Annotated in this window: 22 protein-coding genes; 8 read left to right on the top strand and 14 right to left on the bottom strand. The window is 54.3% G+C overall.

Features of this window, described 5'->3' with window-relative positions:
• Positions 1-78 precede the first annotated feature (78 nt).
• Positions 79-1,686 carry a methyl-accepting chemotaxis protein gene (locus HZS81_RS15035; protein ID WP_277815005.1) on the top strand — a complete coding sequence of 536 codons (1,608 nt, stop codon included), beginning with the start codon at positions 79-81 and terminating at the stop codon, positions 1,684-1,686.
• A 191-nt stretch (positions 1,687-1,877) separates the two neighbouring features.
• On the opposite strand, the gene HZS81_RS15030 is transcribed toward HZS81_RS15035, so the two are convergent.
• The 12 genes from HZS81_RS15030 to HZS81_RS14975 form a co-directional block, all read right to left on the bottom strand.
• Positions 1,878-3,152, bottom strand: a complete 1,275-nt coding sequence (locus HZS81_RS15030) for a methyl-accepting chemotaxis protein (protein ID WP_179931328.1) — start codon at positions 3,150-3,152, stop codon at positions 1,878-1,880.
• A 113-nt stretch (positions 3,153-3,265) separates the two neighbouring features.
• Positions 3,266-4,111, bottom strand: a complete 846-nt coding sequence (locus tag HZS81_RS15025) for an HAD-IIB family hydrolase (protein WP_179931327.1) — start codon at positions 4,109-4,111, stop codon at positions 3,266-3,268.
• 103 nt (positions 4,112-4,214) lie between these two features.
• A complete protein-coding gene (locus HZS81_RS15020; protein ID WP_179931326.1) occupies positions 4,215-5,291 on the bottom strand; it encodes an ABC transporter ATP-binding protein in 1,077 nt (358 codons plus the stop codon).
• A 23-nt stretch (positions 5,292-5,314) separates the two neighbouring features.
• Positions 5,315-6,160 carry a sn-glycerol-3-phosphate ABC transporter permease UgpE gene (gene ugpE, locus HZS81_RS15015; protein WP_179931325.1) on the bottom strand — a complete coding sequence of 282 codons (846 nt, stop codon included), beginning with the start codon at positions 6,158-6,160 and terminating at the stop codon, positions 5,315-5,317.
• On the bottom strand, positions 6,160-7,041 hold the full coding sequence (gene ugpA, locus HZS81_RS15010; protein ID WP_179931324.1) for a sn-glycerol-3-phosphate ABC transporter permease UgpA: 882 nt from the start codon (positions 7,039-7,041) through the stop codon (positions 6,160-6,162). The genes ugpE and ugpA overlap by 1 nt, the downstream gene beginning before the upstream one ends.
• 71 nt (positions 7,042-7,112) lie before the next feature.
• Positions 7,113-8,423 carry a sn-glycerol-3-phosphate ABC transporter substrate-binding protein UgpB gene (gene ugpB, locus HZS81_RS15005; protein WP_179931323.1) on the bottom strand — a complete coding sequence of 437 codons (1,311 nt, stop codon included), beginning with the start codon at positions 8,421-8,423 and terminating at the stop codon, positions 7,113-7,115.
• Positions 8,424-8,616: 193 nt separating this feature from the next.
• Positions 8,617-9,468, bottom strand: coding sequence for a carbohydrate ABC transporter permease (locus tag HZS81_RS15000; protein ID WP_179931322.1), 852 nt, complete (start codon positions 9,466-9,468; stop codon positions 8,617-8,619).
• Positions 9,469-9,495: 27 nt separating this feature from the next.
• A complete protein-coding gene (locus HZS81_RS14995) occupies positions 9,496-10,383 on the bottom strand; it encodes a carbohydrate ABC transporter permease (RefSeq protein ID WP_179931321.1) in 888 nt (295 codons plus the stop codon).
• A 98-nt stretch (positions 10,384-10,481) separates the two neighbouring features.
• Positions 10,482-11,765, bottom strand: coding sequence for an ABC transporter substrate-binding protein (locus tag HZS81_RS14990; RefSeq protein WP_179931320.1), 1,284 nt, complete (start codon positions 11,763-11,765; stop codon positions 10,482-10,484).
• A gap of 8 nt (positions 11,766-11,773) precedes the next feature.
• Positions 11,774-12,922, bottom strand: a complete 1,149-nt coding sequence (locus tag HZS81_RS14985) for an ABC transporter ATP-binding protein (RefSeq protein ID WP_179931319.1) — start codon at positions 12,920-12,922, stop codon at positions 11,774-11,776.
• 358 nt (positions 12,923-13,280) lie between these two features.
• Positions 13,281-14,015 carry a response regulator gene (locus tag HZS81_RS14980; protein ID WP_179931318.1) on the bottom strand — a complete coding sequence of 245 codons (735 nt, stop codon included), beginning with the start codon at positions 14,013-14,015 and terminating at the stop codon, positions 13,281-13,283.
• Positions 14,012-16,690 carry a sensor histidine kinase gene (locus HZS81_RS14975; protein WP_179931317.1) on the bottom strand — a complete coding sequence of 893 codons (2,679 nt, stop codon included), beginning with the start codon at positions 16,688-16,690 and terminating at the stop codon, positions 14,012-14,014. Before HZS81_RS14975 ends, HZS81_RS14980 begins: the two co-directional genes overlap by 4 nt.
• 176 nt (positions 16,691-16,866) lie before the next feature.
• On the opposite strand from HZS81_RS14975, the gene HZS81_RS14970 reads away from it, so the two are divergent.
• The 7 genes from HZS81_RS14970 (at position 16,867) to HZS81_RS14940 (ending at position 23,677) form a co-directional block, all read left to right on the top strand.
• Positions 16,867-17,094 carry a hypothetical protein gene (locus tag HZS81_RS14970; protein ID WP_179931316.1) on the top strand — a complete coding sequence of 76 codons (228 nt, stop codon included), beginning with the start codon at positions 16,867-16,869 and terminating at the stop codon, positions 17,092-17,094.
• Positions 17,081-18,556: a Trk system potassium transporter TrkI gene (trkI, locus tag HZS81_RS14965; protein ID WP_179931315.1), complete on the top strand. Its 1,476-nt coding sequence runs from the start codon at positions 17,081-17,083 to the stop codon at positions 18,554-18,556. The genes HZS81_RS14970 and trkI overlap by 14 nt, the downstream gene beginning before the upstream one ends.
• A gap of 49 nt (positions 18,557-18,605) precedes the next feature.
• A complete protein-coding gene (trkA, locus tag HZS81_RS14960) occupies positions 18,606-19,979 on the top strand; it encodes a Trk system potassium transporter TrkA (RefSeq protein WP_179931314.1) in 1,374 nt (457 codons plus the stop codon).
• A 497-nt stretch (positions 19,980-20,476) separates the two neighbouring features.
• Complete coding sequence (locus HZS81_RS14955; protein ID WP_179931313.1) at positions 20,477-21,634, top strand: hypothetical protein; 1,158 nt, start codon at positions 20,477-20,479, stop codon at positions 21,632-21,634.
• Positions 21,635-21,740: 106 nt separating this feature from the next.
• Positions 21,741-22,169 (top strand): hypothetical protein, encoded by a 429-nt coding sequence (locus HZS81_RS14950; protein WP_179931312.1) that lies wholly within the window; start codon positions 21,741-21,743, stop codon positions 22,167-22,169.
• 44 nt (positions 22,170-22,213) lie between these two features.
• Positions 22,214-22,954 carry a C39 family peptidase gene (locus tag HZS81_RS14945; RefSeq protein ID WP_241697526.1) on the top strand — a complete coding sequence of 247 codons (741 nt, stop codon included), beginning with the start codon at positions 22,214-22,216 and terminating at the stop codon, positions 22,952-22,954.
• 15 nt (positions 22,955-22,969) lie between these two features.
• Entirely contained in the window at positions 22,970-23,677 is a 708-nt protein-coding gene (locus tag HZS81_RS14940; RefSeq protein ID WP_179931311.1) for a hypothetical protein, read from the top strand.
• A 47-nt stretch (positions 23,678-23,724) separates the two neighbouring features.
• Here HZS81_RS14940 and HZS81_RS14935 read toward each other — a convergent pair whose 3' ends face one another.
• Positions 23,725-24,801, bottom strand: a complete 1,077-nt coding sequence (locus HZS81_RS14935) for a transporter (protein ID WP_179931310.1) — start codon at positions 24,799-24,801, stop codon at positions 23,725-23,727.
• Positions 24,798-26,225 carry a sigma-54 dependent transcriptional regulator gene (locus HZS81_RS14930; protein ID WP_241697525.1) on the bottom strand — a complete coding sequence of 476 codons (1,428 nt, stop codon included), beginning with the start codon at positions 26,223-26,225 and terminating at the stop codon, positions 24,798-24,800. Before HZS81_RS14930 ends, HZS81_RS14935 begins: the two co-directional genes overlap by 4 nt.
• Positions 26,226-26,363 lie beyond the last annotated feature (138 nt).

Genomic DNA, 26,363 nt, shown 5'->3' with positions numbered 1-26,363 from the left:
CGGATAGTCCGGCTGGCAGGAAAAACAGATCACCTGAGATGGTCAGAAAATGATCGCTGATGCGGTGATTTTGCTACTCTGAGCCCTTCAGCCGCTCAGAGGCTAATTGTTCAGCGGTTCCCTAATTCATCACTCGCCGAGTTAAATCAAACCGCAGTGGATCAAATGCTACCGCTAAACCGCAGCCAGCGGTCACTCGCTTACGCACAACTGTTTTATGAGAACAGCTTAGACGCCATGAATGAAGGGAACGACGCTGAGGCACAGGAGTATTTTAGCCAAGCGGAAGATTCGCTAACGACTGCGCAGAAGTATTTTGCAGTCTTTGAGTCGTCCCCCTCCCAAGCCGCGCGGCAAGTACTTGTCGATGATGTGGTTCGTGCCTTTCATAACTTGTTGGACGAGGGCTTGTTGCCTTTTGAAGAGGCGTTACAAGCTGGCAACTATGCTCAGTTTCGCGACGCAAGGCCAGAAGCAAGAGAGTATGTTGAACAACTACAGGTAGCCGTCACCGCGTACAACGACCAAGCAGCTGAGCATGGCAGCGAGTTAGTGGCAGACTTTCAACACCAAGTGGCGCTGATGGGCTATATCGAACTCGCCGTACTCTTAATTGCGGCGTTGATCGTCCTATTTGTGCGTATCGCCATGGTGGGATCTATTGTAAAACCGCTAAATGAAGCGGTAGCGCACTTCGAGCGTATTGCCAAAAATGATCTTTCAGGCCAAGTTAGTGACCGTGGCCGCAACGAGATCGGTAAGTTGTTTAGCGCCATGCAGTATATGCAGAGCAATTTGGCGAGTACGGTTTCGGAAGTACGCGACAGCAGTGGCTCGATCCATATCGGTGCGCGTGAAATTGCCAGTGGCAATGCGGATCTGTCATCGCGCACTGAGCAGCAGGCCGCCTCGCTACAAGAAACTGCCGCCAGCATGGAGCAGTTAACCACCACCGTGAAACAGAACGCTGATAATGCCCGTCAGGCGAGCCAACTGGCTAACGACGCCTCAAGCACGGCCAGCAGTGGTGGCGAAGTGGTGGAAAAAGTCATTACCACCATGCACGGTATTTCGGATAGCTCTAAAAAAATCACCGATATTATTAGCGTTATCGATTCCATCGCCTTTCAAACCAATATTTTGGCCCTCAATGCCTCGGTGGAAGCGGCACGTGCGGGTGAGCAAGGCCGGGGGTTTGCGGTCGTGGCCAGCGAAGTGCGTAACTTAGCCAGCCGCAGCGCCGATGCCGCCAAAGAGATCAAGGCCTTAATTGACGCCTCGTCCACTCAGGTAAAAGAAGGTTCCGTCTTGGTCGAAAGCGCCGGTACCACCATGCGGGATGTGGTCGCCTCGGTGCGCCGCGTGAACGATATTATGGATGAAATTTCGTCGGCTTCTCAGGAGCAGAGCGCGGGTATTGAGCAGGTCAATCAGGCGATTACTCAGATGGATGAAGTGACCCAGCAGAACGCGGCGTTGGTTCAGCAGGCATCCTCAGCGGCGAGTTCGTTGGAAGAGCAGGCAGCCAAACTTGAAAGCGTTGTTTCCTCCTTCCGTTTGGTTGAAGGGCAGGCGAGTGGCCATCGAGCGCCTTTGACATCGTCTAAGCCGCAGGCGGCATTGCTTCGTCCAGCGCTGTCTAACAAAGCCAAGGCTAACGCTGATCAAGAGTGGGAAGCGTTTTAAGCCTATAGCCCACAGGGCTTCTACGTCGGCCTTAAGCGTTTGTCGCGCTTAAATTAAGCCATACTCTTTTGTTTACGCAAACGCCACCGCCTTCACTACGTGAGGGCGGTGGCGTTATCTATTGCGTTAATTAACGTGATGCACAGCTCTACTTTAACAATACATCTATAACGAGCTTGACCTACGGCCGATCATGCAAGTCGAGCAGGGCTACTCAGCTTTTCGACGGACTGCGACACATTCTGAGCTCCGGTCAAAATTTCACCCACTATTGATTCAATCTCTCCAATACTCTCCTGGCTCTTTTCGCTATTGTTAACAACATCCTGCATTGCTTGAGAGGTTTTCTCTACCAGGGCACTATTTTCTTGAAGCACGCGCGTGATTTTCGCCACCGCTTCACTTGACCCCTTAGAAAGCTGGCGTACTTCGTTGGCCACAACAGCAAAGCCGCGTCCCTGCTCACCAGCGCGTGCTGCTTCAACTGCGGCATTTAGTGCGAGAAGGTTGGTTTGATCGGCAATTTTTGAGATATCACCTGTCATTTTATTGATTTGCTCAGATTGCTGATTCAGGGCGTACATCAACTTTTGGGCTTCAGCAAGCGTTTGTGCTGCTTTTTCAGAGCCTTTAAGCACGCTATCAAGATGTTTCAAACCATTTTGCGCAATGTTCTCTGTTTGTGAAGAAATGCTCTGTGTCGAAAGTACGGCTTGGTGCGCGGATTCGCTTTCGTTAACTGCCTGAGTGACGTCAGTGGCAAATTTGACTATCTTCGTTACGCTGCCTTGCTTGTCTTTGATCGGATTATAGGTTGCTTCAAGCCAGAGCGTTTTGCCTTGAGCATCAAGGCGTTCGAATTTACCCTTCATAAACTCGCCGTTCGCAAGTTGTTGCCAAAAATCAGGGTGATCTCGATAGAACTCATCGGGGCATAGCTTACGGTGATGGCTACCTATTAATGCTTCCTTATGATAACCAACCGTTTGTTCAAAATTTTCATTGGTATCTAAAATAGTGCCATCAGGAGTGAACTCTATTACAGCCATCGAATAATCCAGCGCTTGTAAAATAGCGTCTTGCCTTTCTGCTTCCTGATGTTTTTGAGTTACATCGTTGGCCACTTTGAAAACCCGGGTCACTTGACCTCGACGGTTTTTTATCGGCAGATAAGTGGCTTCCAACCAAATTTCATGCCCTTCAGCGTCTAAATGACAAAATGTGCCTTGATGGCTTTCGCCTGCCGCTAATGAACGCCAAAACCGATCATACTCAGGCGAGTTCGTTGCATGTGTACTGCATAAAATACGGTGATGCTGGCCACGTATTTCATTTAGTGGATAACCCACCGTGTCAAGAAACAGTTGACTTGCGTCTAAGATAGTGCCGTCGCTCTTAAAAAGAATACAGGCCGTGTGTTCAAACAGGGCTTTCTGAAGGCTGCCGGAAAGGCTTTTACTCAACATAAAACGTCCAGTGTCAATTTTTGCTTAAGATACCTCCAGGAAATGCTGTACACAATGTACAAGTTCAACGCTATTTCAAGGTAAGCAGATTGACAATGAATTCATGGCTGATATTAAGGGCCCTTGCCGTTGGCCAATATCGACCTTCCGTCGTTCCCGCCAATGTCGGCTTTCGATTCACGTCTTTGTGCTCGCAATAACAGGGTAGCCAGTTCGCTAAAGCCGATTCCCCCGCGTTGTGCAAGAAGGTAGCGCGGATGGTGTGTCATCCGGTCTAGCCACCGGCCGATATTGGCCACACCGAAAGTGTGCGTCAGGTAAGCAAACATGGATTCGTCGTTGGGTGAATCCCCGACAAAAGCGACGTATTGCTGAATATTCGGCTCGGTTAAGCCATATTTTTGCTGTAAAAGACGTTGCGCCATCGCTTGTTTGCTGTAGTCACCGAACCACGCATTGATATGAATGGAGCTAGCGCGGGCATTAGCCCCTGCCTCGCGAAACGTTGCTAACGCTCGGTCAATGTCTTCGGCAGATACGCCGCTTACATCCTGGCCGTGATCTAACGCGACATCGGACAACCGGTAGGGTTGATCTTTTGCTAACCGGAGCGCGGGTACACATGCCATGGCGACTTCAGCGATGTTAAGCAACCGTTGCCGGCTGGCGAGCCCAGCTTCTGGAGTATCCCAACTATGGAATTCGACCTTGCCGGTAGGATCGCGGACGAAATAAAAGGCGCCATTTTCACCGATCACGGCAGGCACGGGCCAGAGCCGAATCATTTGATCGCACCAGCCGGCACAGCCTCCCGTTACTGGTATCACATCGATACCGGCGTCCTCCAGACGGTACAGTGCGGCAAGTGTTTCGGGCAGTAGGCGGCCATCCGTGGTGAGTGTGTCGTCCACATCGGTCAGGAGGTAGCGAATAGAGGTGAGGTTGTCGGCAAGAGGCATCACGTGTCCGGTGTTGTATCAATCGTCAGTTAATCAAGTTTAATGTCGATGGGGGCGTGTTGGTTAATCCGTTGTAGAGTGTTGGGGCAATAGCGGCGCGACGTCATTCGGTCAGGCGCACGCCGCTGGCCGGATCGAACAGGTGTAGGGCGTCGGGGGGCAATCGCAGCGGCAGATGTGCGTCGCGCCAAACGTTCGGCGTGCCGTGCAAGCGCAGGGCGACGTTGGTCTCAACACTATTGAAGCGTCCGTGTACCAGAGTCTCGGCGCCCAGTGGCTCAACCATGTGAACGACAAATTGGATGTCGGCGGGCTCCCCTTGCTTGGCCACCACCAAATGCTCGGGCCGAATACCCAGCGTCACGTCGCGGCCGTCTGTCCCTGCGGGCGCATTGGGGCATTCCACGAGTAGGCCTTGGCCCAGCTCCAGCATGCCGCCGCGCAACCGCGCAGGCAGGAAGTTCATGTTGGGAGAGCCGATAAATCCCGCGACGAAGACCGTTCGCGGACGCTCGTAGATTTCCATGGGTGTGCCTACCTGCTCGGCCACGCCGGCGTTCATCACCACCAAGCGGTCGGCCATGGTCATCGCCTCCACTTGGTCGTGGGTGACATAGAGCGAGGTGGTGCGCAGCTCCTGCTGCAGGCGCTTGATCTCCAATCGCATCTGCACGCGCAGCTTAGCATCCAGGTTGGACAACGGCTCGTCGAATAGAAAAGCGGCGGGGCTGCGCACCATGGCGCGCCCCATGGCAACGCGTTGGCGCTGGCCGCCTGACAGCTGGCCCGGCCGGCGGTCGAGTAGATCCGACAACTGCAGGACGCCCGCCGCCCAATTCACGCGCTTTTCGATGTCAGCCTTCGACATTTTCCGCATCTTCAGGCCATAGGCCATGTTCTGGCGCACACTCATGTGCGGGTATAGCGCGTAGTTCTGGAACACCATGGCAATGTCGCGGTCTTTGGGCTCCAGATGATTGACCACACGTCCGCCGATCTCGACCGTGCCTTCGGTGATTTCCTCCAGGCCTGCCACCAAGCGCAGCAGGGTCGATTTGCCGCATCCGGACGGACCGACGATGACGACAAACTCGCCGTCATGGACGGTCAGGTCGATGCCGTGGATGACGTGGGTGGTGCCGTAGGATTTGCGAACGTTGGACAGTGTGATTGAGGCCATGTTTTTTGTGTTTTCCCTTACTTTTACTTTTCGACTTCGACCAAGCCTTTGACGAACAGCCGCTGCATGATCACAACCACCGCCACTGGCGGCAGCATGGCGAGGATGGCCGCTGCCATGGCGAGATTCCACTCGACGACATCGTCTCCCACCGCGATCATGCGCTTGATGCCCATGACGATGGTGTACATGCTCTCGTCCGTGGTGACGAGTAGCGGCCACAGGTACTGGTTCCAGCCATAGAGGAACAGAATGACGAATAGCGCCGCCATGTTGGTGCGCGACAGCGGCAGAAGCACGTCTTTGAAGAACCGCAGCGGGCCGGCACCATCGATGCGCGCCGCCTCTACCAGCTCATTGGGCACCGTCATAAAGAACTGACGAAATAGGAAGGTGGCGGTAGCTGAGGCGATCAGCGGTACGATCAGGCCAACGTGGGTGTTGAGCATCGACAGGTCAGCGATCACTTCGTAGGTGGGCAGGATGCGCACCTCCACAGGTAGCATGAGCGTGGCGAAGATCAGCCAGAAACATACCATGCGCAGCGGAAAGCGGAAGTAGACCACTGCAAAGGCTGACAGGATGGAGATGACGATCTTCCCCACTGCGATACCCAGCGCCATGACCGCACTGTTGATCAGCATCGGCCCCACCGGCGCGGCGCCTGGGGCGGCGGTGCCTTCCAGAATGACGCGCGCGTAGTTATCGAAGAAGTGTGTGCCGAAGGTCATCGGCACACCGGCAATCAGGGTTGTGGTGTCGTGGCTGGAGGCGACTAGAGCAACGTAGATGGGAAAGATCGTCACCACTAAGCCAAGCAGCAGCACAGCATGGGTGAAGAAAGTCCACAGCGGGCGTCGTTCGACCATCAGTACTGCACCTTGCGTTCGATGTACTTGAATTGGATGGCCGTTAGGCCGATGACGATCACCATCAGCACTACTGACTGCGCCGCCGAACTGCCAAGGTCGAGACCAATGAAACCGTCCTTGAATACCTTGTAGACCAGGATTTCGGTGGCGGTACCAGGGCCGCCCTGAGTGACGGTGTGGATCACGCCAAAGGTTTCGAAGAAAGCGTAGACCAAGTTGACCACCACCAGGAAAAAGGTCGTCGGCGACAGCAACGGAAACATCACACTGAAGAAGCGGCGGGCCGGTCCGGCACCGTCGATAGCGGCTGCCTCTATCAGCGAGCGCGGAATGGACTGCAACGCTGCCAGGAAGAAAATGAAGTTATAGGCAATGCGCGGCCAGGCCGCCGCCGTGATGACCAGGGCCATAGCTTGCTCGCCATTGAGGTAGTGATTCCAGTTGTAGCCGATGGTGCGTAACGCCAGCGCTAGTACCCCGTTCGACGGATTGAACAGGAACAACCACAGTACGCCGGCCACCGCCGGGGCTACCGCATAGGGCCAGGTCAGCAACAGCTGATAAGTGCGCTTGCCGCGTAGTACCCCATCGGCCATTACCGCCAACAGCATAGCCACCACCATGGTCACCACGGTGACGCCGATGCTGAACAAGGCAGTATTGATCATGACCTCATAGTAAGCGGGGTCGGTGAACAGCGCGACGAAGTTGTCGAACCAGACGAACTCGGACGATAGACCGAAGGCATCCTCGACCAGAAATGACTGCTTCAGCGCCTGCGCCGCCGGCCAGATGAAGAACACGATGGTCACGGCCATCTGTGGCAGAACCAGTAGATAGGGCAGCCAGGGGTTCTTGAAGGTGACATTCTTGTGCATGGGTATCGTCTTGTCGGAAGGACAAGTGGCGGCCAGCGAAGAGTTCGCCGCCCGCCACGTCGATGAAAGACTTAATCGTTGGCGCTCTCGAACTTGCGTAGCAGCTTGTTGCCCTGCGTGACAGCGTCGTCCAGGCCTTTTTGAGGTGTCTTTTTACCGACGAAGATGTTTTCCATTTCCTGCTCAATGATGTCGCGAACCTGGACGAAGTTGCCCAGGCGAAGGCCCTTGGAGTTGGCTGTCGGCGGATTCAGCGTCAACTGCTGTACGGCCACTTCCTTGCCCGGCTTGCTGGCGTAAAGGTTGCGCTCCTCGGCGAGTTCGAAAGCAGCGTCAGTGATGGGCACATAGCCGGTATTGCTGTGCCAGAAGTACTGCGCCTCGGCGCTGGACAGGTACTCGAAGAAGTCGGCGACACCCTTATACTCGGCCTCGTCGTGGCCATTGAGGACCCACAGCGTGGCGCCGCCGATGATGGAGTTTTGCGGCTCCTTTACCTCGTTGGCGTAATAGGGCAGCTTGGTTACACCCCACTCGAAATTGGTGCCCTCTGCGAAGGTGTCGTAGTAGGCGGAAGAGTTCATCACGGCCCAGCACTCGCTATTCATGAATAGCGGGTTGGAATCGCCACGGCGGCCGCCGTAGACGAAGATGCGGTCCTCCTGCCAGTCGGCTAGGTTCTGCATGTGCCCGACCTGGAAGTCCGAGTTGATCGTGAGCTCAGTGCTCAGACCGCCGAAGCCGTTGGCTTGGGTGGCGATAGGTTTGTCGTGCCAAGCTGACATGTTCTCGATCTGCACCCAGGACGGCCAGCCGGTAGTGAAACCGCAGGTAGCGGCATCGGCGTCTATAATCTTTTGCGACATGTCCGCTAGCTCGGTCCAGGTTTGGGGCGGCTGGTTCGGGTCGAGCCCCGCCTTCTTCATGGCGTCTTTGTTGTAGAACATGACCGGCGTCGAGGAGTTGAACGGCAGTGACAGCAGCTTGCCGTCCTGTGTCGTGTAGTAGGACGCCACCGCGTCCAAGTAAGGCTCAGAAGAGAAGTCTTTGTTGCCGGTCTCCTGCATCAGCTCGTGGACCGGATAGATCGCACCATGAGCGTTCATCATGGTGGCGGTGCCGACTTCAAACACCTGCACGATGTGCGGCTGCTCTTCGGCGCGGAAGGCGGCGATGGCGGTGGTCATGGTCTCGGTGTAATTGCCCTTGTAGACCGGCTTCACCTCATACACGTCCTGAGAATTATTGTATTCGGCCACCATCTTCTCGACGGTCTCGCCGAGTTGCCCGCCCAGCGCATGCCACCACTGGATTTCTTGCGCGGCTTGGGCCTGCACGGCTATCGCTGACAAAACCAGTGTGGCTACTGTTTTACGCAACATAATCTGCTCCATCGATTAGTCTTGAGATGACTGCTTAGGCGAACAACCACCTGTCGCCCGATGCTGAGGAGCATCTCAACAGAGGTTTGTTTCATTTGAAGGACAATAAGCTTTCAAATGAAAGACACTTTTTGCCAACGTGTGCCAAAGCGGTGCTGAAGGAAGTGAAGTTGAGGGGTAAGAACAACGAACATTAGCGAATGCCCGAACGTAAGAACGACTGCACAAACTGACGCTGAAATAGCAAAAAGGCCACTAATAGCGGGGCGATGCTGAGTAGGGTAGCGGCGCTAACGGTTGCCCAATTCACGCCAGTTTCCGGTGCTGAGAAGACCCCAAGCCCCACCGTCAATGGGCGGCTTTCCACTGAGTTTGTGACCACCAGCGGCCAGAGGAAGTTATTCCAGTGGTGGCTGATCGAGACGAGCCCATACGCCAGATAGGTGGGTTTGGCTAACGGTACGTAGACCTTCCAAAGAATCGCCATCCAGCCGCAGCCTTCAATTCGTGCGGCGTCTTCAAGTTCGCGAGGAATGGTCTTGAACGTTTGACGTAAAAGAAAGATGCCGAACGCGCTGGCGACGTAGGGCAACCCCACACCGGTGAGTGTGTCGATCAAGCCCAGTTCGCTGGCGATGCGGTAGTTTTCAACAATCAATACTTCAGGAAAGACAAACAGCTGGATCAGCACCAGCATGAAGAGCAGGTTTTTGCCCGGAATTGGAAAGCGGGCAAACGCAAAACCGGCCAACGTACACACCACGAACTGCGCCAGTACCACGCCAGTGACCAGCGCAAAGGTATTGAGGTAGTAACGCGCAAAGGGGGCCTGCGTCCATGCGTCGATAATATTGGAAAGCGTCAGCGGCGCGGTTAGATCAAACGTCACCATAAAGGCGGGCGGATGGAAGGCCGCCCAAAAGGCATAAAGGAGAGGAAAAATCCAGATCAGTGCCAGTAGCCAAGCGGCCAGTGTTTCCAGGCTGGGGAGGCGTAGGCTCGTGAAGGTAAGCGCGTTGGATGTAGAAGCAGTCGCAGGGCGCATGAGAGTCTCAACGTGACGGTTAGCGATCTATTGATAGTGGGTTCGGCGGTCGAGAACCGTGAACTTTAGCGTTGCCACCAAGGCAAGCACCAGCAATATCACTACGGTAATGGTGGCGGCGTAGGTGCGATCAAAAAATGAAAACGCGTTTTCGTACACGTAATAAAGCAACAAGTTTGTGGCGTTATTGGGGCCACCCTTGGTGAGAATGAACAGATGATCCACGACCCTAACCGCGTTGATGAGGGCATTGATCAACACGAATAGCGTGGTCGGCATTAAGAGTGGAAACGTGACGCGCCAGAAAAAGCTCCAACGACTCGTGCCTTCCAGATCGGCTGCTTCTTTGAGCTCCGGCGCCATGCTTTGCAAGGCGGCGAGATAAAAGATCATGAAAAAGCCGGCTTCTTTCCAAACGCTCATCACGATCACGGAACTTAACGCCACATTGGGATCGCCCAGCCAGTTGATGCCGCTGATGCCCACTATCGAAAGCAGTTTATTGAACAAGCCGATCTGCGGTGCGTAGAAGAACATCCAAATATTGGCCGCCGCGATCATCGGCAAAATAGTGGGGGTAAAGTACGCCATACGAACCATACCGCGACCGGGCAGGCGTGCGTTAACCAGCAGTGCCATCCCGAGGGCTAGCGCGATGGAGGTGGGAATGGTGCCGAGTGCATAGAGAAAGTTATTGCGCGCCACCTGCCAAAAGGTGGTGTCGGAGAGCAGGTCCTGGTAGTTTTCCAGCCCCACGAACGTTCGCGGCTCTCCACGAAAGCTGGGTATATAGAGGCTATTGATCAGCGTGTTAGCCGTGGGTAGGTAGGCAAACGTGATGAGGAGAATCGCCGCAGGTAGCAGCAATAACACGCCATAAAACTGCATACCGCGATACGCATTCAACGAATACATGTCGCACCTCTTACGTTGGGTCGAGGCGGGGTACCATCGATCATCGAAGAAAAGGCTCCCCACGCGCCACTCATTAGGGGAGCCATGTCGTTTCGCATTTAACGCGCGTAGCGGCGTAGAACACTTTCGGCTTCACGTTGTGCTTGCGCGAGGGCGTCGGCAGGTGACATCTGCCCGGTGAGCGCGGCCTGTACCGCATTGTCGAGCGCCTGGCGAATACGCCCGCCTTGGTAGGTGGAGAGCTCGGCCGTAGCATGCTCTAACTGATCGCGAGCAACGGCAGCCGGCGGGAACGTCTCAACGTACTCTTCTAGCGCGTCCGTGGCGTAAGCATCGGGGCTGACGCCCATGTAACCGGTTTCAATCGACCAAGTAGCGGCACGCTCGGGCGCGGTCATCCAACGGATAAAGGTCATCGCGGCCCGTTGCTCTTCTTCACTGCTGTCCTTGAAAAGGTAAAAATTACCGCCGCCGGTAGGGCTCCCGCGTTGGGTTTTCATCGGCAACATGGCCACACCGAAATCAAAGTCGGCCTGATTGCGTACCGCCGTCAAATTGCCGGTGGAATGCCACATCATGGCCGTGGACTGCTCAAGAAAATTTTGCCGCAGCGTGCCCCACTCCAAGGCCCCATCGGGCATGGCGTTGTGTTCGTTAGCCAAAGACACCCAGTATTCCAGTGCTTCAACGGCGGCTGGGTCGTCAAAGTAGACTTCCGTGCCATCAGCACTCATCAGACGGTGGCCGTTCTGGAACGCCAATGCCTGAAACATCCAGTACGGGTAGCCGGTCGAGGGGATCATCACACCCCATTGTTCCCCGTTTGAGGCGTCACGCACGGCGGCTGCCATTTGGGCCATTTCGTCCCAGTTTTCCGGCGGCGTGTCTGGGTCCAGACCCGCGTCAGCAAAGGCTTCTTTGTTCCAGTACATGACGATGGTGGAACGCTGGAAAGGAATCCCATACGTCTTTCCGTCAACTTGGCCGTTTTCCATCAATGCCGGGTAGAAGCTATCTAACCAGGCACGTTCCTCATCGGTTTCGACGACCTCATCGAATGCCATAATCGCGTCTTGTTCCAGCAGTTCATAAAGGTCGATAGAAAACATGACCGATAGCTGCGGGGCTTCGCCTGCTTCGATGGCGGACATGGCCCGAACACGAGTGTCGTCATAATTGCCGGCATAGATGGCATCGACGTTAATGTCGGGATGCTGGGCTTCAAAATCCTCGACAAGACCGTCAACGACGGCGGTGAGCTCGCCGCCGACGGCAACCGGGTAGTACATGGTCAGCTCGACCGGATCATTGGCCATAGCGCTCTGGGTGCTAAGTAAACCGGCGGCGAGAGTGCTCAACGCGAAAGGAAGTCGGGTACGCATAAGAACTCCTAAGAAGCGGGTGAATCGAGGGTGATACGTTCGGATGGCATTGGCGTGGTATCGCCATTGCCGTTTAAGCGGTCAGAGACCGCGGAAAAGGGCAGGGGGTGTATATCGTCACGGCGTAGGCCGTCCTGCCCAAAAACATGCGCAGCTTTTGCGGGCCAGCTAAGACGAAACAACTGCCCGACTGGCAAGGGATGTTGGCCCGCAAGACGAATACGTACTGTCTGATCGCCAACGCGAAAACGCCCGATGGTATCGGCACCCAAATATTCGCTGTCGATCACGGTGGCAAGGATGCCCGATGCCGAGGGGGCATGCAGCGAGACATCTTCTGGGCGAATGCCCAAATGCCCCCCAACGGCGGCCCTGGGAGCAACAGCGATACTCGGTTCGCCTTGCACGGTCGCTCCATGCTCGCCGTCTTCGAGCGCGAGCAGGTTCATCGCGGGGCTGCCGATAAAGCTGGCGGCAAAAGTTGAGGTGGGGTATCGATAAAGCTGTTCCGGCGTACCGTCCTGCACAATACGGCCGTTCTCCATCAGAATGACACGATCCCCCATGCTCATGGCTTCGACCTGATCATGGGTGACATACACGACGGTCATATCGAGGCGTGTCTGTAGTGCCTTGATTTCACGACGCATCTCACCGCGTAGGCGCGCATCGAGGTTGGAGAGGGGCTCATCCATCAGGCAAATCGGGTGCTCGGAAATGATGGCGCGCGCCAATGCCACACGCTGACGCTGACCGCCTGATAGCTGGGCAGGTTTGCGGTTAAGGTAGGCGGTTAAATCCACCAGTTCCGCTACGCGCTCAAGGTGTTTACGTTGTTGTGCTTTCGGCACTTTACGGCTACGCAGGCCGAACACGATATTGTCGGCAACGCTTAGATGGGGAAACAGAGCATAGGACTGAAATACCATGCTTAGGCCACGGTCGCCGGGCGGTAAATTAGTGACGTCACGTTGCTGGATATGAATGCGACCTTGGCTTGCCTGCTCAAGGCCCGCGATCATACGTAAGGTGGTCGATTTACCGCAGCCGGATGGTCCTAGAAGAATGACAAATTGCCCCGGGTCGATGGCGAAGCTAATGCGATCGACAGCCGTGGTGCTGCCCCAGGATTTGCTGACGTGATCAAGCTGAATCATGAAATGACGCCAAAAAGTGATGAGCTAAAAAGAGCAACGGTTAACGTAGCCGCTCTCTCATGACAGTTGGGCGTCAGTTCAGTGAGGGTTTTATGACGTTTTCGAGAATGGGGTAACTGGCCAGCCTTTAAGTGAAGCCGAGGTCGAGTTTTGGTTCGATTAGCCAACGGTAATGCGTTGGCACGTCAACGCCGCAAAGACCGCGATCACAAAAGAAACGGCCAAAAGCCTTCACCGGAAAATCGGCATTAGAAAAGCCAGTTCTGGGAAAGTCAGTACTAAGTAGCACTCATGGTACTGTTTCATAGTGCTTTCCTGCTGGGTTCAACTTGCCAGGGTTGCCTGCTTTTATCGATTTTTACTCAGCGTTATCAACGCTCTCCAGAAAGCGGTAACCCACGCCGGGCTCCGTCTGAATGTAACGTTGTTCCGTTGGGTCATCTCCCAGCTTTTGTCTTAGCCTGCCAATGAGAATTCGCAAGTAATGGGTATCCTGGGTATGGGTCGGCCCCCAGATATCTTTTAAGAGCTGCGATTGCGTGACGATTTTTCCGGACGCAAGCATCAGAACTTTCAAAACAGCGAATTCTTTGGGCGTGAGTCTGACCGAGTTGCCGTCCACCGTGATTTTTCGCATAGAAAGGTCGATATGTAATGTGCCATCGTCAAAAATTGCCGATGCATCGTTGGATGCACCACGGTTACGCCCATTATGGCGCAGCTGCGTTCTGACGCGGGCCAGTAACTCATCCACACCGAATGGCTTGGTTACATAGTCATTGGCGCCGAGGTCGAGCGCCTTTACTTTTTCCAGCTCCCGGTCGCGGACTGACAGAATGATGACCGGAACCGTGGACCACTCGCGAAGGGCGGCGAGCACATCGGAGCCATCCATATCCGGCAGCCCAAGATCCAAAATCACAAGGTCCGGCGAATGCCTGGCACACAAACCCAGCCCGGTTTCGCCATTTTCGGCCTCTAGTAGCTCGTAACCCTCGGTTTTCAGACTGATCAGAAGGAAATGCCGAATTTGCGGTTCGTCGTCGATAATCAGAATGCAGGGCTTTTCCCGGTTGTATGTTGGAACAGTCATTGACTCGGTTCTCGGTTAGACGTTGGCTCCGGTGATTCTATCAAGGGAAGAGCAATTTCGATGGTGGCGCCGCGATTATTTGGGCCTGACAGTGCCCGAATACGCCCGCCATGAGCGCCAATCATGCCGTGACAGATGGCGAGCCCAAGACCGCTACCATGGGGGCCACGGTCACCCTCGCCGCCGGTGAAGAACATATCAAATACCTGTTCCCGTTGATCTTCGGGAATACCAGGACCTTCGTCAGATACGGCGATAATGAGCTCATCGTTTGTCTGAAAGGCGCGAATACTCAGCGTCGATCCGTCTGGAGCAAACTTCGCCGCGTTTTCAAGCACGTTTACCAACGCTTGCTCGATAAGCGCAGGGTGCACGTAGAGTAAGGGCAAATCATCAGCCACGTCGCGCTCTAACCGCACCTTATCCATCAAGCTTCTAGTGCGTCTCAAGGCTGAAGACAGGATGTCCGTCAATGCAATCCAATCTCGCTCAATCTTGAGCGTTCCGTGACCAAGTTTCGTCATGTCGAGGAGGTTGCGGATGTAACGATCCAACCGCTCACCTTCTCCCAAAACCGAATCCAGAAGACTTTCCCGATCTTCGTTTGAAAGCCGGTTTGACATGGCTTTCAAGGTGCTCGCCGAGCCGATCATGGAAGAAAGCGGGGTGCGCAGATCGTGCGAAATTGAGGACAGCAGCGCCGAGCGTAGCCGTTCGGTTTCTTCGACCACCCGTGAAGCGGAGAGATTGGCAGCCAGTTGAGTTCGAAACCACGCCAGCCCCAGTTGGTGCACATAAACGCCGATGGCAAGCCCTCGATAATACTCAGGCGACATATCGTTCACCCACAAACCTAGAACGGCGTAGACCTCTCCATCCGCCTCGATAGGTTCAAAGCGCCACGGTAAGCTGTTCAGCGTATCCGAGAAAGCACCGCTGGGTTTCCCATTGCGCATTGCCCAGTCAATCGCCGAGTAAGCTGCTTCATTTAGCGACTGTGTTGGCCCACTCTGGGTGGCCACTTCCAGCTCGTTGTTGTCCGGGCTGCGTGGAACAATCACGAGAGGGATCTTCAGTTGCGCGTAAAGCACTTCAGTAGCTTCATTCTGTACCGATGTAATATCGGGTGCGGAGGCGAGGCGACGCGTGAATTGGAGGTGCGCGTCTGTCAGGTCATTTGAGGCCCGCAGCATCTGAACCTGATCTCTGAGCCTGCCAGCGAGATTGCCGCCACTTACCGCAATAATGAGGAAGAACACGACGGTGAGGAGTTCATCCGTATCCACCATGTGAAAGGTCAGACGGGGTTCCGTAAAGAAAAAGTTGTAAGCCAGAAAGCTCAGCATGGCGGTCACTAACGCGGCCCGAATGCCCGTTTTGGCGGCAACCCAGAGCACCGATGTCAGAAAGATCAGAGATAGGTTTCCGAGAGGCAGGACATCTTGAAAACCCATTGACACAGCCGTCGCGGCAACAACACTAGCGACCGCCCAAGCATAGTCACTCCCCCTTGTTTGCCTGACGGTCACTTCGGTCAGGCGCCGACGATGCTTACGTGGCACCGGGATAAAAGTGACCTCAAAAGCCTCGGCCTGTTTCAGTAGACGGCGGCTAGTAGATTTACGCAAATGCCACCAACGAGTGTAGGAACGGCCCAGAATCAGTGTGGTGACGTTCTGTTCCCTTGCGAATGCCAAAATTTCTTCCGCTACATCGTAACCGCGAAGGGTTCTGACTTCCGCCCCCAACCTGGAAGCCAAGTCAAATACCTTTTCCAAGCGCTGACGTTCAGCAGGACCCGCACGGCCATTGTCGACCGTGACGACGGTCCAGGGCGCTTTGCGACGATCCGCAATTCGCCGTCCGGCTCGAATCAGTGTTTCGCCCTGACCCGAGCCGTCTACGGCGACCAACATTCGCGATCGAATGTGCCACGGACCCTCGATGCCTCGGGATTGCATACTCTCTCGGACATCCGCATCCAGGCGTTCAGCGATGGTCTGAACCGCCAGTTCCCGAAGAGCTGATAGGTTCGAGGGGGAGAAATAGCCATCCATGGCGGCGCGAGCCTGCTCGGGCACATAGACCTTGCCCTGTTTCAGGCGCTCCAGTAGTTCTGAGGGGGTGAGGTCCACCAGCACGATGTCTCTCGCCCTTTCCAGCATCGAATCAGGCACGGTTTCCCGCATTCGCACGCCGGTAATACCCGCGACCACATCCGAGAGACTCTCCAGGTGCTGAATGTTGACCGCAGTCCAGACGGCAATGCCTTGGTCCAGCAACTCTTCGATGTCTTGGTAGCGACGAGGATGGCGGGTGCCCGGAATATTCCGGTGCGCTAACTCATCCACCAGTAGCACGTCTGGCTTACGCTTGAGTGCTGCGTCCAGGTCAAACTCATGAAATGGCTTGCCAGAGTACTCAATTTCTTTGGCCGGCAGCTGCTCTAGGCCCTCACACAAGGCCAAGGTTTCTGATCGCCCATGGGTTTCGGCCACGCCAACGACAACATCGACGCCTTGCCGCCGTAATTCGTGGGCAGCCTGGAGCATCTGGTACGTTTTCCCCACGCCAGGTGCTGCGCCAAGAAAGACTTTAAGCCCGCCACCCGCTTCGCGCTCCTGTGCCTTCAGAAGCGCATCGGGATTGGGGCGATTTTGGTCGCCTTGATTCAATCTAGGGTCTCCTTACCATCCATTTGTTGGGAGTTCTCTGCTACCAGATTAAGGTTCACTTCCTACCCCGTAAAAATGCCGTAAAAATTCAACGGCTGCCGTCCTAAATCGCCTACAGATATGGTTTGCTTATGCTTTGGTAAAGCAAATTTGGCCTTAAAAGGGGCTCGCGGGCCATGAAACCATTTCGACTAGATCAACGTATGGCTGTACACATGGTAATCGCTTCTGCCTGGCTTGTTTTTTTGGTCATAGCAAATCAACAGGCATCTCAGCCGGAGGTGTCGATTTTCTCGTATTTGGCTTTCGTCGTGTTTTTTGCTTTGGGGCATGGTGCCAAATGGGAGCAGAGCGTGAGTCGTGTTGATAGCATGCAGAGGGAAGCTTGTGATGAATTGGAATAGCGTGAGCGATCGCTGGCACCATTGGGCGCCTATCTTCAAAGTGTTGGCCATGCTGTGGCTTGTGCTTGCGGCTTTTATGACCATTCCGCTTACGGTATTGCTGTTGGAAGGTGAAGCCGATGCCTTGGCGTTCGCGCAGTCTATCGGCATTGTGTTGTTGGCCGTAGGCGTGGTAGGCGTCTCGACATGGCGCATGCCGTTAGCACTTAAACCTTGGCAAATGTTCTTGGTGACCACTTTGAGCTGGGTGTCCATCAGTGGTTTTGCCAGCTTGCCTTTGGCATTGGGGGCACCGCAACTGAGCTTTACCAATGCCGTTTTCGAGTCAGTGTCGGCGATCACGACCACCGGTTCCACGATCCTCGTGGGTATTGAACACCTGTCCGATGGGCTCAAGCTTTGGCGTGGGCTGATGCAGTGGTTGGGTGGTATTGGCATTATCGTCATGGGTATCGCTATCCTCCCGCTGTTAAAGGTCGGCGGGATGCGGCTATTTCATACTGAATCGTCCGACTGGTCGGACAAAGTCATGCCAAGAACAGGGGGCATTGCCAAAGCGACCCTGAGTATTTACTGCTTTATCACTTTTACCGCAATACTGGCTTATTGGCTGGGTGGCATGACGATTCTCGATGCCGTTGTGCATGCCATGACGTCCGTTGCGACCGGTGGGTTTGCTAACTCCGATGCCTCGTTTGGGGCTTACGCCGAAAGCCCTCATCTTCTTTGGATGGGAAGCCTGTTCATGCTTGGCGGGTCATTGCCTTTTGTGCTCTATATCCGTTTTTTGCGCAGTTCACGCTCAGCGCTCTGGCGAGATCAGCAAGTTAGAGGGTTACTGATGCTGCTTGTCAGCGTCATTGCCGGATTGACGTTTTGGCGGATTCAATCGGGGACTGACGCGTTCGAGGCGCTAACGCACACCACGTTTAATGTGATCTCAGTTGTAACCACCACCGGCTACGCCTCCGACGACTACACCAAGTGGGGCGCACTTGCGGTTGTGGCGTTTTTCTATCTGACGTTCGTCGGCGGCTGCAGTGGCTCCACCAGTGGTGGCATGAAGATTTTCCGTTTTCAGGTAGCCGCGCTGCTGTTGCGTAACCAGTTGCGCTATCTCATCCACGCCAACGGTGTTTTTCCCAATCGTTACAACGGACACCCGATGACCGATGATGTCACGCGCGGCGTGGTGGCGTTTTCGTTCTTCTTTTTTCTCACCATTGCCGGATTGGCATTAAGCCTCTCGTTGATGGGGCTGGATATGGTGACGGCACTTTCAGGCGCTGCCACCGCTGTGGCCAATGTGGGACCTGGGCTTGGCGATATTATCGGCCCTTCAGGCAATTTTGCCTCTTTGCCGAATGCGGCTAAGTGGCTTTTATGTATTGGTATGTTGATGGGGCGGCTGGAAATTCTGACTGTATTGGTCTTGCTAACGCCCATGTTCTGGCGCCGCTGAATATGAATCGTCGATCTCGACCCACCTGTGACTTGAGGGAACTACGGCTATGAAAATTATTATTCTCGGTGCTGGCCAGGTCGGCGGTACGTTGGCAGAGAACCTTGTGATGGAAGATAACGACATTACCGTGGTCGACACTGACGCGAACAGGCTGCGCGAATTACACACTAAACTCGATATTCGTACCGTTACCGGCGCGGGTTCCTATCCCATGGTGCTGCGCCAAGCGGGATGCGAAGATGCCGACATGTTGATCGCCGTGACGAATGCTGACGAAATCAACATGATCGCCTGCCAAGTGGCCCACACGTTGTTTCGCACCCCGACTAAAATTGCCCGGGTGCGGTCCACCGCCTACATGACCCGCAAGGGACTCTTCGCTCACGATGCGATCCCGGTCGACGTACTGATCAGTCCCGAACAGGTGGTCACCGACCACGTGCGCCGTTTGATTGAGCATCCTGGTGCGTTACAGGTGCTAGAGTTTGCCGGGGGGCTCGTGCAGTTAGTCGCGGTAAAAGCCATCTACGGCGGCCCTTTGGTAGGGCAAGACCTTGCCTTTCTGCGTCGCCATATGCCTAACGTTGATACCCGTGTGGCTGCGATCTACCGCCGTGATCGGCCGATTATTCCGCGTGGGGATACGGTCATTGAAGCCGATGATGAAGTCTTCTTCATCGCCGCGCGGCGCGACATTCGTTCGGTAATGAGCGAACTTAAGCGCGTCGAGGGCCACCATCACCGCATAGTGATCGCTGGCGGAGGGAACATTGGCGAGCGCCTAGCTGAATACTTGGAGCACAGCCATCAAGTCAAAATCATTGAGCATAGCCTTGAGCGCTGCACCCAGCTCTCCGAGCGGCTTGACCGCACGGTGGTGCTTCACGGCAGTGCCACCAGCAAACGAATGCTGGAAGAAGAAAATATTGAAGATTGCGATATTTTCTGCGCGCTGACCAACGACGAAGAAGTCAATATCATGTCGTCGCTTTTGGCCAAGCGCCTCGGGGCGAAGAAAGTGCTAACGCTGATCAATAACTCTGCCTACGTTGATCTCGTTCAGGGCGGTGATATCGATATTGCCATTTCTCCTCAACAGGTGACCATCGGCAGTTTGCTAACCCACGTGCGCCGAGGCGATATCGTCAATGTTCACTCGCTGCGACGTGGTGCGGCGGAAGCGATAGAGGCCATTGCTCACGGCGACAAGCATTCGTCGAAAGTGGTGGGCCGCATGATCAGCGAGATCGACTTGCCCGAGGGCACGACGATTGGGGCCGTGGTGCGCGGGAAAAAGGTGCTGATTGCCCACGGTGACGTTGAAATACAATCCGGCGACCACGTTATTTTATTTGTGATCGACAAACGCCGTATTCGTGATGTGGAACGGCTATTCCAAGTTGGGCTAACGTTCTTTTGACGTTAAGGATGGGAGTGATAATACCGCTCGTGTTTTGTGGTGATTCATCAATGAAGCACTCTTCCAGGCCTTAATAAGGTCATGGTAGATGTCCACCTATCGTCCGATAATTTTTGATTGCTCTTTAGATGGTGTTGCCCACCACTCAAATACCTTTCCGATTTGTCGCATGAATAAGGCACGTCATAAAAAATTGACGAGGCCCGTTATTACAAGCGCAGCGATAAGTTGAAAGGTAGTAACGAAGTATCCCTGTCTCAGATATAAAACATTTATTCGTTATTTTTTACCAGCGACTGTTACTTTTGATAGTATTATTCCTAATAAATATTATTAATTTCAATGTGTTAAGTGCTTTTTCTCTTCATTGGCACGGAAGCTGCTATCTACTTGGCGACTGCGAACGGAGAGCGTCATTCAAGGGTCCAGCGGTTGAAAGTCAGGACGATGTCGCGTGTTCGCAGGCTGCAGAAGATAAAACTAACGGAGACATGATCATGAAAAAGTATTTTGTAGTAGCGGGTACTCCTCTGCTGGCTATCGTAATGGCCATCTCCACGGCGAGTGCGAACCCCGGTGTTGGTACAGCTGACGAAGTAGATCAGGATGTCGATTCCAGGGCTATAGCCACGGGCGGCAATAGCGGCAATGCCAATGGTGGCGAAGGTTATGGAGAAGGCTTCGGTGGTAGTGTCTATTCCAATGTTGATGGAGGTTTCGGCGAAGACAACGACGATAACAGCCTTTCCAGCAGCGGTGATGGCACTGGCGGGGCTGCTAGCGGATCCGGCACGGGTGGTGCTGGTGGCACAACAGGTCGTGGCGGCGACGCCTGGGCTATGAGTGAGTCCTACAACACCTCTACGAATGTCATCTCAATGCAGGAGATGAGTTCTAATGTCAGTGGCGCTCGTATCGTTATCAATGGCGGTGCAGCGGCAGACGGTGCTGAAGGCGGAGACGGTGGTGACGCCTATGCCGGTAGCCTTGGCTTAGGCTTCGGCGGCGACGGTGGTGAAGGTGACGGTGGAAGAGGCGGCTACGCCAGATCCGCTGGCGGTGATGGTGGTAACGGCGGAAGAGCCGAGGGCTTTGGTGAAGGAGACGGTACCGGCAATGGTAGTGGTGGCAGTGCAAGCGCTAACAATGACGACACCGATGCCCAGGGTGGCACCGCAGAAGGTTATGCGTCTGTGCCAACAGGTGATTTCGAAGATGATAACACCAATAGTGCCACCAATGGTGGCAGCACTGCTGGCGGATCAACTGCTAGCTCTACAGTGGCAGGCGGTACCGCCGGTAGCGGATCTGGCACTGGTTCCGGCAGCGGTTCTGGCTCCGGCACCGCTGGTGACGGTGGTGATGGTGGCCTAGCCACGGCAGCCGGGGGTAACGGGGGTGCCGGTAGTGGCGGCAGCGGCGGCAACGGTCAAGGAACTGGTGGAGCAGCCACCGCGATGGCGGGTAATGGAGGATCAAGTGGCAACGGTGGCAGTGGCGGTACTGCCAGTCTGGCAACCGGCATGGCCAACGTGTCTGTTGGCGCTGGGGTGTTCGGTGGCATCAGCAACATGAACGTGTCCACCGGCCTCTACAACTCCCAGTTGGCTGGTACTAACGTCGCCGCTCACAGCAACGTGAGCATCGGCAACTGATAAGGAGCGCTTTCTGCGCTCTTACGAACTGGTAGCTGGTGGAGGGGAACTCCACCAGCTCCCTTGATGAACTGTCCCTATGGATCGGATACCGGGAGTTAAGGCTATGAAGGTGTCATCAGTCAGTTCAACTAATTTTTCTTTACTTCGCCCACCGCTGCAGTTGATGGCTATCGTTTTCTTCATGGTGCTGATCACATTAGGGGTGTCGCAGGCCCAGGCAGATAATCGCCATGCGCTTCAGGCGGAAGGCTTCGGTGCGATGGAAAGGATGGATCTAGAGGAGATGGGTAAGGCCCGCGCCAGAGAGGGTGAGGCGATCATCAACATCAATACGGTAAAAAGTGTCCAAAACATGAAATCCTCGGTGACGGATACATCCTTTGATATCGGTGGAGACATGGTTTCGGGCAACATCAGCTTCGCCCCCGATGCATTGGGAAGTTATAGCGGTACGGGAATCTTCAGCGCTGTGACAGGCAACGGAAACTCTATCAATAACGCCGTGGGCATCAGTGTCTTTATTGCCAACTGAGGCTTGGTCGGGTTCGCGGTTTTCCAGCCAGGAGATGACGTGCCATGAAACTGTCCAGGCATCTTTCCAAACAACTGTCCAGGCAACTGTTTAAGCAACTCTGCTGTGGTATGGCATCACTGCTGCTTACTGGAAGCACCTTGATGGCCCATGCCGGCCAAGTGGCCATTACTAATCGTTTCGGAAGTTTTCAGGTGGGGGCTAAAAGCCTGCAGGAGAAAGGCTGGGACAGAGTGATTCGGCAGCAGTACGACTTCAGCTGTGGTTCCGCATCCGTTGCAACGCTACTGACTTTCCATTACCAGCGTGAAACCACCGAGGCAGAGGTCTTCGAGAGCATGATACGAGCTGGGGACGCTGAGCAGATACAGCAACACGGCTTTTCCATGCTGGACATGAAGCGTTATCTGGATGCCCAAGGGCTCAATGCCGATGGGTTCAGGATCAGCTTGGATGACTTTCTGCAAATCGGGGTGCCGGCCATCACCATGGTAAACACCGGGGGCTACAAGCATTTCGTTGTCGTCAAGGGCATTGATGCCGACAATATTCTGGTGGGAGATCCCGCGGCAGGTACCCAGGTGTTGCCAAGGGAGTACTTCGAGATGCTGTGGAACGGATCGGTTCTGGGGGTGCGCGAAGCGATCGAGATTGCCCGTAACCACTTTAACCATGAGCAGGATTGGGCTGTACGCCCCGACTCACCGCTGTCGAGAGGTGTGAACCGCATCAGCATTGGTGCCAGCCTGTTGACACTACCTGCCAGCAATGAGATGGGTCGGTGATAAGGAGATATGAAGATGCTGTCGCGCGCTAGGATTATGCAAAGGGTAAGTGGAAAACGGTGGATAGGCGCCCTGTTGGTGCTGGCGACTGCGGGAGCTCAGGCGGCCCCTCTGGTAGAACATGATGCACATGCAGTAAATAGGCAATGGGCGCATGACTTTGATTATCAGGTACCGGTGACTCTCTATACTGAGATCTTGTTACTGTCTGTGGTGAGGGATGACTTCTATCGAGGAACCGTCATCGCCGAGAATGAACTCGATCAGATGCGGGCTGGGTTCAATGTTGGTGGGCTCGACGTGGATTTTGGGGCTAGGCTGCAGACGATGATCGATAATAGTATCGAGCTGATCTCGGTTGTGAACTTCACGAAGGCAGGCGTGGATATCGTGTCTCAGACGTTCCGAGATCCCTCTCTTTCAGCGAATCAAGTAGGGCCCGGTACTGGGCTTTCTATAACCGACATGACCCCCGCAGGTGTCGAGCTTTCAGGCCTGGCTGATTTTTCCGGCGTGGCTCTGAACGATCCCAAAGGCTTTACGGCGGCTTTGCACAATATCACACAAAACGCCATCGTCAGTGGTGTGGTGAGTAATGCCTCCGGGCGGGTTATACAGCAGCAAATCAAAATCGACGTGCGACTCAACAACATTGGGGCATTGAAAGCAGCCAAACTGCGGGCGTCTATTGTTGACTCATTTTCGGGTATCCTGCGCCAATAGGTAAAAATCGGCTGCCGATTTGGCAGCCGTCGTGTTTTCGCCTTTGGCTAGAAGATGCCCATGCCGATGGGCATGCGAAGGCTCAGAGTCGTGTCCGGTGCATCATCGGTGATACCCAGCTCTAGGCCCAGGTTGACCGAGACATCGGGATTAATCTGGTAGCTCCATCCGAGCAGCAGGGATCCGACGTTCAGGGTGTTGGAACTCACCTGAGTAGTAGTGCCGCTAGTGTTGTTGACATATTTTGTCTTGGTCTTGCCGATAAAATCGTTTTTGTAGCCCAGCGTGAAAGACGTTTTCGGGTTAATGGAGTAGGCCATACCGAAGCTAAGTCGCACGGCATCTCCAGGGTCGACATCACCGATGAAAAGGTCGTCTTCACCCTGGGTAACTTGCTGGTTAATATCATCTTCCAAGTGAAACACATAGCCAAGATTGGCGAAGTATACGGCCGGTGCAGAGGGAAACAGCATGGTGATGCTGGGTTCGATAGATTGGAAGCCCGTGCCGGTGGTCAGTTCCAATGGAGTTCCGGCGCTGTTGCGGCGGATATCGAAGGGCCCCTCGCCGGTAGTGCTCTTGTAGCGCAGGTTGCCGATGAAATAGGGCATGCCATTAAGACCACGGTTGAGCTGGTAGTGGGCGGCCAACTCGATATCGCCTAGTGCATCATTGGATAGCTCACGATTCAGCGTGAAGTCGGGGTCGACTTCAGAAACGGTGACGCGGTTCGACTCATCCCGGTAGACATAGGGTACCTTCATCTCCAGTTCCAGTCGGTCGGTGAAGCCTAGTCGGCCTGTTAAAGCGGCCGTGTAGTTGTCCCGATCGACATCCTCTGCCGTGAACACACCGATCAATAGGGTACTCAATACCTCCACACCCTGGAATGTCATCCTGTTGATGCTCTCGTGGGAATACTGGAACTCCGGTTCCAATACCAGCCTGCCCTTGGGCGTCAATACGCCGCCATATTCAGCTATGGCCTGGACGTCCGGTTGGACTTCCCGTTCCTCAGGCTCCTGGCCGACTGGCTGGATATTATCCTGCGCCAGAATGGGGGGAACGCTGAAAAGCGATAGCAGACCGCCGACATAAACCAAGTTCTTTTTATTTCGTATCATGGTGTGGTTCCCCTTGCTATTTGAGGGTCTTTTCCTAATGGCCGGTCGATCCCGTGCTTCTCGATCAGCCTGTACAAAGTCGCCCGTGAAACATCCAGCTCACAGGCCGAATGCTGTACTTGATACTTATTGCGAGCCAAGGATGCTCTGATGGCGCTCTGTTCTGCCAGGTCACGAGCCTGCTCCAAGGTGACTTGGCCACGAGATGGGCTTTGCCTACGCTCCAGACCAAGATCCTCTGGTCTGATCAGGCGCTGGTCGCACATCACCATGGCCCTTCGGACTCTATTGATCAGTTCTCGGATATTGCCCGGCCATGAATGCTGGCGCATCAAGAGAAGGCTTTCTTGGTTGAAGCCCTTCACTTTTGTGGCTTTCTCCGTGCGGTATTTTTTGAAGAAAAAGTTTGCTATCTCTTCGATATCTTCGCGACGTTCGCGAAGGGGAGGGGGCGTCAACTGAAGTACATTTAGTCTGTGGTAGAGGTCTTCACGAAATGTTCCATGTTCAATAGCCGCCTCAAGGTTTACGTGTGTAGCAGCGAGGACCCTTACGTCGACCTTGACTTCTTTCAGACTGCCAAGACGAAAAACGTGATTATTCTCCAGAAACCGCAGAAGACTGACCTGCATATCCAAGGGTAAATCGCCTATTTCATCCAGAAAAAGGGTGCCACCACTGGTGGATTCAATAATGCCGAATTTGCGTTGGCCTGCGCCGGTGAATGCCCCCTTTTCATGGCCGAATAGTTCAGACTGGATCAGCCCTGGGGGTAATGCACCGCAGTTGATAGCGTTGAAGGGGCCATTTCTTCTTGGTGATTGGTCGTGGATCGCCCGTGCGATAAGTTCCTTCCCTGTGCCCGACTCCCCGGTTACCAGTACCGGTGCATCTACTTTTGCAATTCGATAGATGGAGCGGTAAAGGCTTTGCATTACCGGTGAGCTGCCTACCATTCCCAAGTCTTCGTCTCGGAATGGGTTCGGAGAGGGAGATGACAGGAGAGTCATCTCCCATGCTGCTTCAAGGAGGTGTTGGGCTTTGATAGGGTCCAGGGGAAGCGTTAAAAAGGCAAAGAAATATTGGTGGATAAGTCGGCGGACTCGCTCCACTTGAAGCGAGGAGGGATCCACCACAGCTAGCAACGCTATCTCCGGGTGCATATCTATCAGTCCCTGTAGGTCTTCTAGCTGCCGTGAATCAGTATTATTTATTATGGCTATGGCCGTAAGAGATCTGCCGTCATTTTCTATAATGGAGCTGGCTTCCTGTTGGTTCCGGGCATGCCTGACATTCCATAGAGCGTTTTCCAAAGCTTCGGCAATATCATACCCATGGGATTCGCACCCCATGATCAGAAGCTTTCTCGGCAGTGTCGTTATAGGCTCATCTTCCATATTCATAAAAATTTTTTGTTTATTCATATGCAAGATAGTTCCTAGTGGAAGTCATCTTTACTTTTATATTCTAATTTACTGAAATGCATAATAAAGAAAGCAACGCTAAGGTGATGGAATGCAAGTACATAGCGTTGTTTCTAATTATGGCGTAGTTTTGTGGAA

The organism is Vreelandella salicampi (assembly GCF_013415105.1).
Lineage (GTDB): Bacteria > Pseudomonadota > Gammaproteobacteria > Pseudomonadales > Halomonadaceae > Vreelandella > Vreelandella salicampi.
Note: the sequence above shows the minus strand (reverse complement) of the source record. Positions and strands in the feature narration are given on the sequence as shown.

What these genes read in the sequence shown, in the direction of transcription:
- HZS81_RS15030 (WP_179931328.1), bottom strand. Translation starts at nt 3,152, where the DNA reads ATGTTGAGTAAAAGCCTTTCCGGCAGCCTTCAGAAAGCCCTGTTTGAA.
- HZS81_RS15025 (WP_179931327.1), bottom strand. Translation starts at nt 4,111, where the DNA reads ATGCCTCTTGCCGACAACCTCACCTCTATTCGCTACCTCCTGACCGAT.
- HZS81_RS15000 (WP_179931322.1), bottom strand. Translation starts at nt 9,468, where the DNA reads ATGCGCCCTGCGACTGCTTCTACATCCAACGCGCTTACCTTCACGAGC.
- HZS81_RS14990 (WP_179931320.1), bottom strand. Translation starts at nt 11,765, where the DNA reads ATGCGTACCCGACTTCCTTTCGCGTTGAGCACTCTCGCCGCCGGTTTA.
- HZS81_RS14930 (WP_241697525.1), bottom strand. Translation starts at nt 26,225, where the DNA reads ATGAATAAACAAAAAATTTTTATGAATATGGAAGATGAGCCTATAACG.
- trkA (WP_179931314.1), top strand. Translation starts at nt 18,606, where the DNA reads ATGAAAATTATTATTCTCGGTGCTGGCCAGGTCGGCGGTACGTTGGCA.
- HZS81_RS14980 (WP_179931318.1), bottom strand. Translation starts at nt 14,015, where the DNA reads ATGACTGTTCCAACATACAACCGGGAAAAGCCCTGCATTCTGATTATC.
- HZS81_RS14970 (WP_179931316.1), top strand. Translation starts at nt 16,867, where the DNA reads ATGAAACCATTTCGACTAGATCAACGTATGGCTGTACACATGGTAATC.
- HZS81_RS15020 (WP_179931326.1), bottom strand. Translation starts at nt 5,291, where the DNA reads ATGGCCTCAATCACACTGTCCAACGTTCGCAAATCCTACGGCACCACC.
- ugpB (WP_179931323.1), bottom strand. Translation starts at nt 8,423, where the DNA reads ATGTTGCGTAAAACAGTAGCCACACTGGTTTTGTCAGCGATAGCCGTG.
- HZS81_RS14945 (WP_241697526.1), top strand. Translation starts at nt 22,214, where the DNA reads ATGAAACTGTCCAGGCATCTTTCCAAACAACTGTCCAGGCAACTGTTT.
- HZS81_RS14985 (WP_179931319.1), bottom strand. Translation starts at nt 12,922, where the DNA reads ATGATTCAGCTTGATCACGTCAGCAAATCCTGGGGCAGCACCACGGCT.
- HZS81_RS14995 (WP_179931321.1), bottom strand. Translation starts at nt 10,383, where the DNA reads ATGTATTCGTTGAATGCGTATCGCGGTATGCAGTTTTATGGCGTGTTA.
- HZS81_RS14950 (WP_179931312.1), top strand. Translation starts at nt 21,741, where the DNA reads ATGAAGGTGTCATCAGTCAGTTCAACTAATTTTTCTTTACTTCGCCCA.
- HZS81_RS14940 (WP_179931311.1), top strand. Translation starts at nt 22,970, where the DNA reads ATGCTGTCGCGCGCTAGGATTATGCAAAGGGTAAGTGGAAAACGGTGG.
- ugpA (WP_179931324.1), bottom strand. Translation starts at nt 7,041, where the DNA reads ATGCACAAGAATGTCACCTTCAAGAACCCCTGGCTGCCCTATCTACTG.
- HZS81_RS14955 (WP_179931313.1), top strand. Translation starts at nt 20,477, where the DNA reads ATGAAAAAGTATTTTGTAGTAGCGGGTACTCCTCTGCTGGCTATCGTA.
- trkI (WP_179931315.1), top strand. Translation starts at nt 17,081, where the DNA reads ATGAATTGGAATAGCGTGAGCGATCGCTGGCACCATTGGGCGCCTATC.
- ugpE (WP_179931325.1), bottom strand. Translation starts at nt 6,160, where the DNA reads ATGGTCGAACGACGCCCGCTGTGGACTTTCTTCACCCATGCTGTGCTG.
- HZS81_RS14935 (WP_179931310.1), bottom strand. Translation starts at nt 24,801, where the DNA reads ATGATACGAAATAAAAAGAACTTGGTTTATGTCGGCGGTCTGCTATCG.